This window comes from Oceanobacillus sp. E9 (assembly GCF_001741975.1).
GTDB lineage: Bacteria > Bacillota > Bacilli > Bacillales > Amphibacillaceae > Oceanobacillus > Oceanobacillus kimchii.
In genome coordinates, this window is sequence record NZ_LSNA01000006.1 from 239,769 (window position 1) to 254,793 (window position 15,025).

The 15,025-nt window shown below is 36.2% G+C and carries 14 protein-coding genes; 8 read left to right on the top strand and 6 right to left on the bottom strand.

The genetic code is table 11. The features are described 5' to 3' along the window. Genes AQ616_RS08065 through AQ616_RS08075 form a run of 3 tightly spaced genes read left to right on the top strand, consistent with a single transcriptional unit; the run spans window position 1 to window position 3,665 of the window. Window positions 1–1,125 carry an ABC transporter ATP-binding protein gene (locus tag AQ616_RS08065; protein ID WP_017797904.1) on the top strand — a complete coding sequence of 375 codons (1,125 nt, stop codon included), beginning with the start codon at window positions 1–3 and terminating at the stop codon, window positions 1,123–1,125. Beyond that, on the top strand, window positions 1,122–2,819 hold the full coding sequence (locus AQ616_RS08070) for an ABC transporter permease (RefSeq protein ID WP_069685493.1): 1,698 nt from the start codon (window positions 1,122–1,124) through the stop codon (window positions 2,817–2,819). Before AQ616_RS08065 ends, AQ616_RS08070 begins: the two co-directional genes overlap by 4 nt. A gap of 27 nt (window positions 2,820–2,846) precedes the next feature. Then, window positions 2,847–3,665 (top strand): HAD-IIA family hydrolase, encoded by an 819-nt coding sequence (locus AQ616_RS08075; RefSeq protein WP_069685494.1) that lies wholly within the window; start codon window positions 2,847–2,849, stop codon window positions 3,663–3,665. Here AQ616_RS08075 and AQ616_RS08080 read toward each other — a convergent pair. Further along, window positions 3,622–4,188 (bottom strand): glycerol-3-phosphate responsive antiterminator, encoded by a 567-nt coding sequence (locus AQ616_RS08080; RefSeq protein ID WP_069685495.1) that lies wholly within the window; start codon window positions 4,186–4,188, stop codon window positions 3,622–3,624. The genes AQ616_RS08075 and AQ616_RS08080 overlap by 44 nt on opposite strands. A 395-nt stretch (window positions 4,189–4,583) precedes the next feature. On the opposite strand from AQ616_RS08080, the gene AQ616_RS08085 reads away from it, so the two are divergent. Further along, window positions 4,584–5,708: a zinc-dependent alcohol dehydrogenase family protein gene (locus AQ616_RS08085; protein ID WP_069685496.1), complete on the top strand. Its 1,125-nt coding sequence runs from the start codon at window positions 4,584–4,586 to the stop codon at window positions 5,706–5,708. Between the two features lie 58 nt (window positions 5,709–5,766). Here AQ616_RS08085 and AQ616_RS08090 read toward each other — a convergent pair whose 3' ends face one another. Beyond that, on the bottom strand, window positions 5,767–6,039 hold the full coding sequence (locus tag AQ616_RS08090) for a hypothetical protein (protein ID WP_069685497.1): 273 nt from the start codon (window positions 6,037–6,039) through the stop codon (window positions 5,767–5,769). A 340-nt stretch (window positions 6,040–6,379) separates the two neighbouring features. Here AQ616_RS08090 and AQ616_RS08095 point away from each other — a divergent pair, with 340 nt between their 5' ends. The 4 genes from AQ616_RS08095 to AQ616_RS08110 all read left to right on the top strand — a co-directional run bounded on the left by AQ616_RS08095 (window position 6,380) and on the right by AQ616_RS08110 (window position 9,398). Then, on the top strand, window positions 6,380–7,273 hold the full coding sequence (locus AQ616_RS08095; protein WP_069685498.1) for a 3-hydroxyacyl-CoA dehydrogenase: 894 nt from the start codon (window positions 6,380–6,382) through the stop codon (window positions 7,271–7,273). 432 nt (window positions 7,274–7,705) lie between these two features. Then, window positions 7,706–8,095 carry a fluoride efflux transporter CrcB gene (gene crcB, locus AQ616_RS08100; protein ID WP_069685499.1) on the top strand — a complete coding sequence of 130 codons (390 nt, stop codon included), beginning with the start codon at window positions 7,706–7,708 and terminating at the stop codon, window positions 8,093–8,095. Beyond that, window positions 8,092–8,442 carry a fluoride efflux transporter CrcB gene (crcB, locus tag AQ616_RS08105; protein ID WP_017797896.1) on the top strand — a complete coding sequence of 117 codons (351 nt, stop codon included), beginning with the start codon at window positions 8,092–8,094 and terminating at the stop codon, window positions 8,440–8,442. The genes crcB (AQ616_RS08100) and crcB (AQ616_RS08105) overlap by 4 nt, the downstream gene beginning before the upstream one ends. A 191-nt stretch (window positions 8,443–8,633) precedes the next feature. Continuing rightward, the gene (locus AQ616_RS08110; protein ID WP_069685500.1) at window positions 8,634–9,398 is read left to right on the top strand and encodes an SDR family NAD(P)-dependent oxidoreductase; all 765 of its coding nucleotides are present in this window, start codon (window positions 8,634–8,636) and stop codon (window positions 9,396–9,398) included. A 68-nt stretch (window positions 9,399–9,466) separates the two neighbouring features. Here AQ616_RS08110 and AQ616_RS08115 read toward each other — a convergent pair whose 3' ends face one another. The 4 genes from AQ616_RS08115 to AQ616_RS08130 form a co-directional block, all read right to left on the bottom strand. After that, the gene (locus AQ616_RS08115; protein WP_069685501.1) at window positions 9,467–10,861 is read right to left on the bottom strand and encodes an L-cystine transporter; all 1,395 of its coding nucleotides are present in this window, start codon (window positions 10,859–10,861) and stop codon (window positions 9,467–9,469) included. 381 nt (window positions 10,862–11,242) lie between these two features. Further along, window positions 11,243–12,049, bottom strand: a complete 807-nt coding sequence (locus AQ616_RS20060) for a collagen-like domain-containing protein (RefSeq protein ID WP_084822451.1) — start codon at window positions 12,047–12,049, stop codon at window positions 11,243–11,245. A 219-nt stretch (window positions 12,050–12,268) separates the two neighbouring features. Next, the gene (gene menC, locus AQ616_RS08125) at window positions 12,269–13,381 is read right to left on the bottom strand and encodes an o-succinylbenzoate synthase (protein ID WP_069685502.1); all 1,113 of its coding nucleotides are present in this window, start codon (window positions 13,379–13,381) and stop codon (window positions 12,269–12,271) included. A gap of 157 nt (window positions 13,382–13,538) precedes the next feature. Then, on the bottom strand, window positions 13,539–14,945 hold the full coding sequence (locus AQ616_RS08130) for a YfcC family protein (protein ID WP_017797889.1): 1,407 nt from the start codon (window positions 14,943–14,945) through the stop codon (window positions 13,539–13,541). Window positions 14,946–15,025: the final 80 nt, after the last annotated feature.

Genomic DNA, 15,025 nt, shown 5'->3' on the forward strand with positions numbered 1-15,025 from the left:
ATGGGGGCAGTTTTTCTAGAGAATGTGCGAAAGGATTTTGGTAAAGTAACGGTACTTAAAAATATAAATTTGGATATTAAAGAGGGTGAGTTTTTCGCTCTCTTAGGTCCATCCGGTTGTGGAAAAACGACGACAATGCGCTGTATTGCTGGTTTTGAAAATCCAACAAGCGGATCAATTAAAATTGGCAATCAAGAAGTAAATCGCTTTGCTCCAAATCAACGAAATTGCGGCATGGTATTCCAGAGTTATGCATTATTTCCACATATGAATGTATTCGATAATGTTGCCTATAGTTTAAATATTAAAGAGTTACGGAAAGGTAATCCATTTAAAAAAATAGCGGTTTATACGCGAATGCTTAATAGTAGGATTGTGAAGTATTCAAAACCAATTGAAGAAAAAGTAATGGGAATTTTAGAATATGTGGAGTTGCAAGATCACGCCCATAAATTAACTGGGGAACTATCTGGTGGACAGCAACAACGGGTAGCCCTGGCAAGAGCATTAATCATGGAACCAGAAGTGTTGTTAATGGATGAACCATTATCAAATCTAGATTTAAAACTTCGGCATACAATGCGGAATACGATTCGACGGATCCAACAAGATTTAAAAATTACGACTATCTTTGTAACCCACGATCAAGAGGAAGCAATGAGCATGGCTGATCGTATAGCGGTGATGAAAGATGGAGAAATTTTACAAGTTGGAACACCAACGGATTTATATAGTCATCCGAAAACATCGTTTATCGCTGACTTTGTAGGTACTTCAAATATTATTATTGGTCAAGTTATCTCTTCAGAATCTGGTAGGACAACGATTCAAATTGGTGACCAAACAGTTCAATCAGCTCAAGAGACTGACGAAAAGGAAGTGCAAGTGATTATTCGGCCAGAAAATATAATTATCATTAAAAATAATGATCAGCATGTATATGATAATCAATTTGAAGGAACCATCCAAATTGCGACCTATTTAGGATCCGTTGTCCGTTATGAGGTCAAGGTGGGAGGGCAGTTACTTATTATTGATACCACATATGAATCTGGAGATAGTATTTTGAAAAATGGTACAGCAGTGCAACTTGGAGTTTTACCTGAGAGGGTGTTATTAATATGAAAAAACTCCGGAAATTCTCAAGCATGACAGCTATCAAATGGTTCATCTACGCATTTTTTCTTTTGTTTTTAATACTACCATTACTTGCAGTATTTTTGGTTAGTTTTACAAATGACCCAATCAACTTATTTGGTTCGTTTATAAATACAGAAACTTTGCGCACTACGTTGGAACAATTTCAAAACGGAACGTTGGAAAATTTTAAGGCGATTTTTTCAAATGGGCATTATTTTGCTGGCCTGAAAAATAGCATTCTCTTGTCTTTTATCGTTTCGGTTGCGGTCATTTTACTTTGTGTTCCAATCGCATATGGGATTGCACGGACAAATATGCCATGGAAGAAAACGATAAGTGCATTATGTACGATACCACTCGTTGTACCAACATTTATTTCGGCGTATGCATTTATTATTATGTTTGGACGTTCCGGGTGGGTCACATATATTTATCAAGCACTTGGCGGTGAAGGATTATTTATTGATCCGTATTCGATGACAGGCATTGCTATTGTACAGATCTTTTTCTTCTTTCCATATGCACTGTGGCCAATGGTTGCCGCGTTTAAAATTAGTGATGCTTCCTTAGAAGAAGCTTCCAGAAATATGGGGGCAAAGGGCTGGTTGACTTTTCAGACGGTGACATTTCCTTTAGTGATTCCAGGAATGCTATCGACGTTAATGGTTATTTTTGCGGTCAGTTTTTCCGATTTTGGAACACCAATCATTTTAGCTCCAACGGATTTAAATTTAATTGTTGTGGATGCATATCGAGAAATTGCTGGATTCTTTAATTGGGGTGGAGCTGCTATCTTAACGGTAATTATGATTGCAATTGCTGCCATTGTATACTGGTTACAAAATTTCTTTTTAAAAGGAAGAAATTACGATACGGTTTCTGGAAAACCAAAGCAAATTAAATTAAACAAAAATAAAAAAGTTACGATTCCGTTATCCATTTTTTCTGGATTTGTTGTATTTGTTCCTTTGCTTGCAATGCTTACGGTATTTCTCCAGTCAATTGCGACAACATGGGGTAAAGACCCATTACCAACAGGGTATACACTCGATCATTACAAAACAATTTTTTCCTCATCATTAGGGAATATACAAAACAGTTTAATTTTAGCATTTGGCGCTTTAATCATTAGTGTGGTAGTTGCTGTATTTGTATCGTATTTCGTCGTTAGGCAGAAGTCTACTTCATTGGATTTTATGACGACGATTCCGCTTATTGTTCCCGGGATTGCATTTGGGGTGGCATTAATCCAAACATTTAATGTTGCACCATTACAATTAACAGGAACAGCATTCATTCTGATTGTAGCTTATGCGATAAGAAGGCTGCCATATATGGTGCGATCAACTGTTGGAACAATGAAATCAATAAAAAAAGACATTGAAGAAGCTGCAGTGAATTTAGGTGCTTCTACATTTACTTCTGCCATAACGATTCTTGGACCGTTAATGTTACCGGGAATTGCAGCTGGGTCTATCTTAGTGTTTGTAACGGTGATTAAAGAAACAAGTATATCGATATTAATGGCGCCTGCTGAGTGGGCACCGATGAGTTTGGCTATTTTTCAAAATGTACTGCGCGCGGAGTATTATTCTGCCGCGGCAATGTCGATTATTTTAGTATTAATGGTAGTAACACTGCAAATGATTGCCAATAAAATTTCATCTTCAAGTAAATAGTGTATTTCATCATGGGGAGGAATATTATTGCAAAGGGGATTCATATTTGACTTAGATGGTACGATTTATATTGATAATCAATTAATTCCTGGGGCTTTGGATACCGTACAAAAACTCATTCAACGTGGCGACAAGATTATTTACTTTACGAACAAATCAATCGAAAGTATTGCCACTTATGTACAAAAACTAAGGGCGTTAGGTATCGAAGTACAAGATAATCAAGTCGTAAACTCTAATTACCTAGTCGCTCGATATTTAGAGAAGAATATTGCACAACAAGCAAATGTTATGGTCATAGGTGAAAATCCTTTGATTGAAGAAATAGAAAAAATAGGAATAGGATGTACGTGGAATCCAGTAGAAACATCGTATGTTATTATTGGTTGGGATCGAGAGTTCACATATGAAAAGCTCAACCTTGCGTTTCAAGCTTGGAAAAAAGGAGCAACAATCATCGCGACAAATCCTGACCGAACATGTCCAGTCGCAAGTGGTGAAATTCCAGATTGCGGAGCAATGATTGGAGCTTTAGAAGGAGCAACAGGCGAAAAAGTTGAGTTGATATTAGGAAAACCTTCTGTTCAAGCGGCGAAATTTATTACACAAGAGTTGATGCGTCTCCCACCTGAGCAATGCTTTATGATAGGAGACCGAATAGAAACAGATATAAAGATGGGCATCGAAAGTGGGATGCATACGGTATTAGTACTTACGGGCATCACAACTAAAGAAATAGTGAACCAGTCACAATACCAGCCTGAATTTATAGTTGATAGTATTCGAGATTTAATAGATGCAACTACAAATCTAAATTCCAAAGGGAAGGATCTCCGGAAGAAATAGCAAGTGCACCGGCTTCAAGTCCATTCATAATTTCTTGTTTTTCACTAATCAATCCACCTGCAATTACTGGTAGGTGGGTTTGTTTTGTAATTTGATCGATAATTTTTGGCATTAATCCGGGGAGTATTTCAATGGCATCTGGACGAACAGAATTTGCGATTTCGACTCCCTTTGATAAAGCATTTTTATCAATTACAAAAATGCGTTGTATGGTCGCTAAATTTTCTTCTTTTGCATATTTAATTAGATTACTTTTTGTAGTGACTATGCCAAGAGGTTTCCATTCTCTAGCAATATATTGGATGGCATTTCTCGAATTGGTTAACCCATCAATAAAATCAAGATGAATAAAGGCCGATTTATTTGCTTCTTTTAATCTATCAATATATTGCTTTGTAGAGAGAAGATTCCCTGTCAATAAAAATATAACATTCGCATTTGAAGTAATCGCATATTGAATATCTTGTTCCTTTTTCACAGAGGCAATAACTTGTGACTGAACAATATCCACAATATGAGCCAATCTATCCCGTCCTTTCTACTAAATTTGTTGAGTAATTATCTGTAAAAAATACAGTTTTGTAATGTAAATATTGTTATCTATATCATATTATTCTATATGGACAGGATTTATTCGGTAGATGGATGTATAAAGCAAGTCACGTATAATGGTGATAGGAATAAGAGAAGAGAAGAAGTACACTTTACTGTTATTTTTGTAATTTTATGTTAAGTAGAATATAATCATTGCAACAGATGCAATCAATTACTATGATTAAATTAAAGCGCTTCCTTAAATGTGAATAATACATGCGACAAGGTATTCGTGCGTGATTCTGAGGAATTTCCTAAATTTCTTTCATCCACAAAAGAGTTTTATGAATAATAGATTGATAAAATTGCTGGAGGGATAATATTATGCAAACAAAAGCAGCGGTACTACGTAAATCAGGAGTAAAACATCCATACACTGAAAGTCAGCCAGTTCGAATTGAAACAGTCGAGTTAGATGCTCCAAAGCGTGGAGAGGTATTGTTAGAAATAAAGGCAGCTAGCTTATGTCATTCGGATCTATCCGTTATTAATGGAAGTAGACCAAGACCATTACCGATGGTGTTAGGTCATGAAGCTTCTGGAGTGGTAAAAGAAGTAGGGGAAGGTATCGAAGATTTAGAAGAAGGAGATCACGTTGTATGTGTATTTGTACCGAGCTGTGGTCATTGTCTCCCATGTAAAGAAGGTAGGCCGGCATTATGTGAGCCTGGGGCGAAAGCGAATAATGAAGGAACATTATTCAATGGTGAACGAAGATTACGTCAAGGGGACGATACCATCCACCATCATATTGGTGTCTCTGCTTTTTCTGAATATGCGGTTGTATCTAGGAATTCCATAGTAAAAGTAGATAAGGATATTCCTTTTGAAAAGCTAGCGCTATTTGGTTGTGCAGTAATTACAGGAGTAGGTGCTGTCGTCAATACAGCCAATATTAAGCTTGGCAGTACTGTTGCAATTGTTGGTTTAGGTGGTATCGGACTAAGTGCATTGCTTGGGGCAGTAACTGCGGGTGCTTCCCGTGTTATAGCTGTCGACATTAATGAAAATAAATTAAAACAAGCGAAAAAATTAGGAGCTACCGATGTTTTTAACTCGAAAGATGAGACAGTAATCGAACAAATTAAGGTAGCAACAAATGGTGGAGTGAATTATGCATTTGAAACAGCTGGAGCAGTACCTGCAATGGAAGTTGCATATGGTATAACCAAACGTGGGGGTACAACTGTAACCACAGGACTACCGCATCCACAACATCAGTTTTCGTTTCCCTATGTGACATTAACGGCAGAAGAAAAAACATTAAAAGGTTCCTATGTTGGAAGCTGTGTGCCAGATCGTGATATTCCAAGATTCATGGAATTATTTAAACAAGAAAAACTGCCAGTAGACCAATTAATGACCGAATTTATAAAGTTGGATGATATTAATGAAGGCTTTGATAAACTAGCCAAAGGGGACGCTTCTCGTATTATTATTCAATTTTAGATAATAAGAAAGCCGTACCTTAAATAATAGGCTACGGCTTTCTTATTTGAATAGATAACTATTTGGATTCATCTCGTCTCTCTGCCAATTGCTGTTGAATCAATTCTAGATTTCTTTCAATTCTGTTTAACCGTTCGTCTTGTTGTTTTGTTTTTGTGTTTTGAACGATATTTGCTTGTATAGACTCTTCAATGGCAACTCCTGCAGCGTACGTCGCAATAGCGTCTCCCACTGTGGTGAGTAGCCCTGCAATTAACCCTAACTTTAAACTTCTTGCAATTGCGATATCCTCTTCTGTAACTCCGGATGAATTAAAGTTGTTATTTGTCATAGCCATTCCTCGTTTAATCTTTTTATTTTATTATATTCACATTAGGCGATAACCGTTATTTATTTTGTATACTAGTATTATCGAATAAAATTTATTGGTTATAATAGAGAATAGAATAGATACACATAAAAAGCGGTTTATGTGCCCAAAAAGAAAAAGAACTTCTAAAAGAGGTAAGATAAAAGTTAGTTTTAACGTATACTTAGTTTACTTTCAATATGTAATTATAGGTGAGTTTCAATAGATGTATACTCAATAAAAACAGGATGTTTTCAATAAATATCGGGACATGAATAATCTATGCTCTAAAAAAACAATTTCAAAGAGAGAAGGTATTAATATGGATTATAAAAATGTAACTATTGCTGGTAGTGGAGTACTTGGGAGCCAAATTGCATTTCAAGTTGCTTACAAAGGTTTTAATGTCAGTGTGTTTGATATAAGCGATGAGGCTATAGAAACAGCAAAAGAACGAATTCAGAAGTTAAAAGAACGCTATAAAAAAGATGTAGGAGCGACGGATGAGCAGGTTAATAGAGCTTATGAAAGTATGTCTTTTTATTCAAATCTTGAACATGCTGCTGGCAATGCCGATCTTGTCATTGAAGCAGTTCCTGAAGTGATGGATATAAAAACGGATTTTTATGGTAAATTAGCAAGAATTGCTCCTGAGCATACTATATTTGCTTCCAATTCTTCGACAATGCTTCCTAGCCAATTTGCAGATGCAACAGGAAGACCAGAGAAATTTTTAATGCTCCACTTTGCAAATGAAATTTGGAAAAACAATACAGCTGAAATTATGAAGCATGAACGAACAGATATGGATGTGTTTGATGATTTAGTAGAATTTGCAAAACAAATTGGCATGATTGCTTTACCAATTTATAAAGAACAACCTGGATATATATTAAATTCTCTACTTGTTCCTTTATTAGATGCTGCCCAAGGGTTACTTGTAAATGGAATTGCAGATGCAGAGACGATTGATAAAACATGGATGGCTGCAATGGGAGCACCGCGTGGGCCCTTTGCTGTATTAGACGTAGTTGGCATTCGTACCCCATATAACTTGTCGAAAGCAAAAGGAGAAAATGACGATGAAGATGCAAAAGCAATTGCCAATTTCTTAAAAGAAGAATACTTAGATAAAGGGAAACTTGGTGTTGAATCTGGAGAGGGATTTTATAAGTATCCGAATCCAGCGTATTTAGAAAAAGATTTCTTGAAGTAAATGAAAAAGGAGATTATTCATTTTTGGATGAGTAATCTCCTTTTAACTGGTCTAGTGTTTTTGCCAAACTTTCCGTAATTCCTCGTATTGTTGGTAGATATCCTGTTGATTGTAATGGTTTCAGAATACATATGTATCGTCTTTTTTTATGTACACAAATGGACTTTCCATATTTTTTAAGAATAATTTTCCTTTTCCAAACCTCTCTAATTAGTAGTTACCTATTCGATTATCAAATACTGTTGCTCCGTTTGTACGACGTTCAATTTCTGGGATTTCATTTAATAATTCAATTGTTGTAATGTCATTTCATTGCTATCACTTCTAAATAATAATTATATGATAAAAAATAAGAAAGGTTTCATCAAATAGTATAGTATGGATTATAATGTAATCTATTATAGAAGAATATTCTAATAAGTAGGTGAATATATGAAAAATGTACTTATCGTTATGCTTGGGGGCTTTATTGGATCTATATTGCGTTATTTGCTAGGGGAATGGATGTCATCAAACAGTGGCTTTCCGATTGGGACATTTTTCATTAATTTAATTGGATGTTTTGCACTTGGTTGGTTATTAACATTTTTTGCAAGGAAGCACTATGTACGAAAAGAATGGTCACTTCTATTTGGAACGGGTTTACTTGGATCTTATACCACATTCTCTACCTTTTCTGTAGAAACAATATTACTTTTACAGTCAGCTGAATATATGTTAGCAGTTATATACGTTTTAGGGAGTGTAGTATTAGGAGTTGGACTCGCCTACTTTGGTGCGCGTATTGCATTAACATCTAAAAAAGAAGAAGGTATGTCATGACAATATGGATAGTTGGTATTGGAGGTTCTCTTGGAGCTGCGGCAAGATATGGTTTGAGTCAATGGTTGAATAAATATCCTTTTTTTCCTTTAGGAACATGGATAACTAATATATTTGGATCATTTATATTAGGTCTATGTTTGCAATATTATATAGCGGGCTTTTTAAGTGTAGGCTGGTGGGCATTTCTTGGAATTGGTATATGTGGAGGATTTACAACCTTTTCTACATTTGGTACAGAGGTAGTTTCAATGTTGCAGCATAAGAAATGGAAACAAGCTATCTTCTATATAATTACAACTGTTATTTTGAGTTTATTCGGTGCGTGGCTTGGGATTATTTTTTAATTTCATAATTGCTATGCACCGTTTGTAACGGAAAAAGGTATTTATATAAGTAACTGAGTAGAATACTTATCATTGTAAAATAAGTGCAAATAATCAATCAAATCACTTGTAATTTTGTAAACGTTTTCATAAAATGATAAAGAAAGCAAGTTACGAAAGAGAAGTACATTATTAAAAGGGAGTGGATAATCTTGGAAGGAAAAGTAGTACTTATTACTGGTGGTGCTGGGGGAATAGGACAAGCAACTGCAAAACTTCTATTAGATTATGGGGCAAAGGTTGCTTTAGTAGATATCAATGAAGATTCATTATTAAAGGCAAAGGAATCTCTTGATGTAGAAGACGATCGTGTTTTTACAATTGCGGGCAATGTGACTATTGAAGAAGACGTAGAAAGTTATGTGAAACAAACAGTAGATCGCTTTGGGAAAATTGATGTTTTCTTTAATAATGCAGGGATTAATGGACCGGTTTCAACAATTACGGAATTGGATCAATCTACATTTGAAAAGATAATGTCGATTAATGTAACCGGTGTATTCTTAGGTCTGAAACATGTGATTAAACAAATGAAAAAGCAAGGGTATGGAAGTATTGTAAATACAGCTTCAAATGCTGCTTATATTGGGTCAGCAGGTATGGTCGGATATATTGCTTCTAAACATGCAGTTGCTGGTATTACCAAAACAGCTGCATTAGAGGTAGCACCAGATGGAATACGAGTAAATGCTGTAGCACCAGCTGCAATTGATACGCAAATGCTCGCTGATATTCAGAATAACCTTACTCCTGGGGAGCCGGAAAAATCTGGGGAAGCTTTAAAACAAGGTATTCCAGCAGGAAGATTTGGAGCACCAGAAGAAGTCGCTCAAGTTGTGAAGTTTTTAGCTTCTGATGATGCATCCTTTGTAAATGGATCGCTTTACAATGTAGACGGCGGAATGCAAGCTGATTAATAGAAAACAGCAGTGTTGGTTTGAGCCAACCTGCTGTTTTCTAAATGACTCTTATACTAAAGCTACAATTAAATACCTGTGTTTTCAACGACTGATTTCTTATCTTGATACGTTTCATGGTTAAGGTTTCGCATCACTTTTGAAGTTAATGTTCCTGATACCATGCTTCCATTTACATTCAGAGCGGTACGGCCCATATCAATTAATGCTTCAATGGAGATCAATAACCCTGCCAGACCTACTGGTAATCCCATAGAGGATAGAACAATAATTGCTGCAAAGGTTGCTCCTCCGCCAACACCAGCTACACCAAATGAACTGATAGCTGTAATTAACACTAATTGAATAATGAAATCAAGGGATAAAGGATCAATACCGACTGTTGGAGCAATCATAACAGCTAACATTGCCGGATAAATACCCGCACAACCATTTTGTCCCATTGTAGCTCCAAATGATGCAGAAATATTCGCTGCTCCATCATCTACGCCGAGTGCATTCTTTTGCGCGGAAATATTTAATGGAATCGTTCCAGCGCTTGATCGTGACGTGAATGCGAACCCAAGGACTGGAATGACTTTTTTCAAATAGGTCATCGGATTAAGTCCGAATACGCCAACAAGTACTAAATGAATAATGAACATCAAGAGTAAAGCGGCGTAGGATGCAATAACGAACTTACCTAATTGAATAATTCCTTGATAATTCGTACTTGCAACCATATTTGTCATTAAAGCAAGTACCCCAAACGGTGTTAAGCGAAGAACGAGAGTTACAATTCGCATAATGACACTAAATATGGCGTTAATTCCTTTTGTAAATATTGCTGCATGTTTTGGTTGTTTTCGTTGAACACCTAGAGTGGCAATACCGATAATGACGGAAAAAATTACTACTGCGATAACAGAAGTCGGACGCTCACCAGTCATATCTAAAAATATATTACTAGGAATAAAGTTTAGAATTCGTTGTGGTGTTGTTTGTCCTTCCATTTCAGTAAAGCTTTGTTCAATCGAAAGTCCACGATCTGTTTCTGCTTGACCAGCTTCAATTTGTTCGGCACTTAAATCAAATACTAATGCCGACCCAATACCCACTAATGCGGCAATTAATGTTGTAGAGATAAGTATTCCGATTATCCAACCAGCCATTTTTCCAAGTTCTTTTGTCTTATCTAAGTTTATAATGGCACGAATAATCGATATCATTACAAGTGGTACAACAATTACCATAAGAAATCTTACATAACCACTCCCAACAATACTGTACCAATCAAGTGTCCCAGTTAATATAGATGAACCTTCTCCATAAATAGCTTGCAGAATTGCTCCTAAGACAATCCCTATTCCCATACCAGTAAAGACTCGTTTGGAGAATGATACATGTTTCTTCTGCATATAAATTAGTAATCCAATAAGTGCCAGTAACACTACAACATTGATTAAAATAAACAAGTTATCCATTAATAATTACCCTCCTTATAAATGCGTATAATTCATATGAATTTACTGTGAATTAAACTATACAATGATTCTATGTCTTAATCAAGAAAAAATGTTTGGCTGTCTTTTTAGATTATGTAATATGGATCAAAAGAAACATATATAAGAATATCAGTGAGTCTAGTTAGGACCAAGGAATAGTAGCGATTTAAAAGTAAAAACCTAGAACCAAATAGATTTTGTTAGTTACAACTCGTGAAACTTGTGTTATTTAAAATAAACTACTTTATATAATTGAAAAAAGAGGGAGCGTGAGATTCCCCCTCTGTCTTCAAACCTTCAATTAAATATCATTTGTGTCTAACAAATATAAATTTCACTTTGTTGCAAAGTTATGTTGTGCTAAGAAGTTAGTCTAGTTAAATTCAATGATGCATTAACAATAGTTACCCCATCGGATGTTGTAACTAGCGTGTCAGGTGTAGTCCCAATGTTACGAAGTGTCAATGTAGAACCACTTGGTATGGTTAATATAGCTGAGCCTATAGCTAGCCTTGTTGTATTATTTTGACCACCGGTTTGGCCGTACCTTGTTGTATCTTGGATTGCCCCATTTAGAACTATTGCATAAGCTAAAGCAGTGTTTATTCCAGAAATTAGTACGTTAACTGCATATGAAATCAAATAGTCACCACCATTTGTAACTGTGACAGTTATAGTTCCAGAGGCATGAGCAACTCCACCAGATAAAGGGCCATTTGCGCTAAAAGTAATATCTCCTCCAGAAACAACGGATTGAGCTCCGGTATTAAATACATATCCATAAGCTGGAGAGAAAGTACCTGTAGCGCCTGTAGGTCCTGTGGCACCCGTCGGTCCTGTTGCGCCGGTTGGCCCGGTAGCGCCGTCAACGCCATCCGCACCGGTCGGTCCTGTAGCGCCGGTTGGCCCGGTAGCGCCGTCAACGCCATCCGCACCGGTCGGTCCTGTAGCGCCGGTTGGTCCGGTAGCGCCGTCAACGCCATCCGCCCCGGTCGGCCCCGAAGCCCCTGTAGGTCCTGTTGCGCCCGTAGGTCCGGTAGCTCCAGTGGGGCCTATTGTTCTGGAGGGATTAGAGATTATAATAGTTATGATTATTTCTACTAGAAGGCCGGACAACTGTGTATTCAATTTTTGATTTTTTTTCCTATCATTGTTCTCTCTTGCCATTTTTCCCCAAACTTTCTTATCACTTTAGTAATAATTAAATTATTCTTGTTGTGATAAAGAGGTGTGGACAATAATGGCGATAAAAATATACTAAGGAAGGATGTGAATCATGTACAAGTAAACACAAGTTTGTACTTCAGTAAAATATGTACATAAAACATATATAATGAAGCTTGTTATATTACATTGCTAATATAGGTTTGAGCAAAAAACTTTTAGTTAATTTAAGTTGAATGTTTTCTTATATACTGTATATTTTGCTAATTTTTCATGACTTACGTTATATCCAATACCAGGCTCACTTGGTACTTGTAGAATACCGTTATGCACAAGTACTTCAGGTTCGATAATATCTTCATGCCAGTAACGAGAAGAAGAGGCAGTATCACCTGGTAACGTAAAGTTTGCTAACGAAGTTACTGCAATATTATGGGCTCGTCCAATTCCAGATTCAAGCATTCCACCACACCACATCGGGATATCAGCTTCCTCACAAAGGTCATGGATTTTTTTCATGATAGATAGCCCACCAACACGACCAACTTTCATATTAATGATTTTTCCACTACCAAGTTGTATTGCTTTTCTTGCATCATCATAAGAATGAATACTCTCGTCTAAACATATTGGCGTTTCTAAGTGTTTTTGTAATTCCGCGTGGTCAATAAGGTCTCCAGCAGTTAATGGTTGTTCGATCATCATTAAGTTATATGGGTCCAGTTGTTTTAATAAATCTATATCATCTAATGTATAGGCAGAGTTTGCATCAACCATTAGCGGTATGGCAGGATAATGTTCTCTAATTTCTTTTACTACCTCAACATCTTTACCTGGTTTAATTTTTACTTTAATTCGTTTGTATCCTTCATCTACTTTTTCCTTTATATTCGTAAGTAGTTTTTCCATATCATCTTCAATACCAAGGCTGACGCCAACTTCAATTTCTTTTTTGGTTCCACCAAGAGCATCTGCTAATGAGATTCCTTGTCGTTTTGCATATATATCCCAAGCAGCTGCATCAATCACAGCTTTTGCGAGGTTATTTCGTTTAAAAGGAGAAAACAAATCAGCTAATTCATCTGGATGTTCCCACTCATGTTTCAAAACAAGTGGTACGAGAAATTGTTCTAACATAACCCAGCTTCCATCTGTGAATTCCTCAATATATAATGGTGAATCTGAGGTGACACATTCTCCCCAGCCAATATTTCCAAGTTCATCTATTGCTTCGATAATAACAAAGCTACGGTCTTGTTCTGTACCGAAACTTGTTGTGAATGGGTTTTTCATACGCATACTTACTTTATGCATGGTTATTTCTTGAAATTTCATTTTATTGACTCCTTTATTTGATTTACATATTCTTCATCGTCCGATATTTATACTTCATTTATGGAAATTGAAGTAAAAGGGTGTAGTCTGGTTCATCCTGATAAGTTTTTACTATATAAGAATATCGTATTTTAGAAAAATAATCTTGGTGTGAATACTACATCGGTCCCCAATTTATCATAACACCGATGCTTAAGAAAATAATGCCAATGATATACCAGATAATAACTAATGGAATCGCAAATTTGATCCACTTGGTCCATGGGATGCCTGCGATAGCTAAATTAGCCATTAGCACTCCGGATAATGGGGTAATTATATTCGTGAATCCATCTCCCATGGAGTAGGCTTGTACGGCTACTTGTCTTGGTACGTCCATCAAGTCTGCAAGAGGAGTCAAGATAGGCATCACAATTGCTGCTTGTCCACTACCAGATGAAACAATAAGGTTAAACAGGCCATTACCGATAAACATAGCAATTGCTCCAAACACACTTGAAAAAGGTTCCATCACAATTGCCATTCCATTTACAATCGAATCAAGTACATACCCATTTTCTAATACTACGACAATGGAACGAGCCATGCCAATGATTAATGCACCATATAGAACTCCTTTGGCACCGTGCATAAATTCCTCTACCATTTGATTTGCGCCCATTTTCGAGATAATAGCAGTTAACACGGCGATAGCAATAAATACTCCTGCCATTTCATTAATGGACCATTCTAACTGGAATACTCCATAGACATATGTTGCGATACCAAGAACAAGTATTGTCAATACAATTTTGTGAATAGTTGTTAATGTTCCATCTACTTCTTCGATGTCCCGTTCATCATATTTAGGAAAACGATTTTCACGTAAAATGCTTTTGTTTGGGTTATTTTTAACACGATTTGCATACCAGATAATATAAGCTATTGTTGCACTTACAACAGTGACATATATAACTAAGCGAAAACTGATACCTGAAAATAGAGGAAGTTGAGCGATTTGTTGTGCAAACCCAGTTGTCATCGGATCAAGGAAACCTATAGCGAAACCAGAATAAGCACCTAGGTAAATAATAGATACCCCTACGATTGCGTCCATCTTCATTGCTCTAGCTAAAATAATTCCAATTGGGATAAATGCAATTACTGCATTGACAATGATACCAAGTGCTCCAAATATAGAAAATAAACTAGCTACGATAATAATTAACATCCATTCTCTATTTTGTGTTCCTCGAATTGTTTTCATAATTAGGTTGTCGATAGCACCTGTTTTTTCAATAACTGCAAAAGCTCCACCTATGATTAATACAAGAAATATTAAACCAGCTCCACCAATGAGGCCGTCTTGAATAGAGCGAAAGATATCAATCACCGAAGCAGGCTGTTGTTCTATTTGACTATAACTATCTGGAATAATTACATCAATTCCATTCTCAGATGTTTCACGGTCAAATGATCCAGCTGGAATAATGTACGTCAGTAATGCTGCGATGATGAGAATAACAAATAATATCACATAAGCATCAGGTAAGATGAGTTTTCTTTTTTTCTTTGGTTTAGTCATATTTTGTCTCCTCTTTGTTTAAAAAGTCGAAATATTTAAAGTTGAAATAAATTATAATAAAGTTTATACTTTAAATCAAT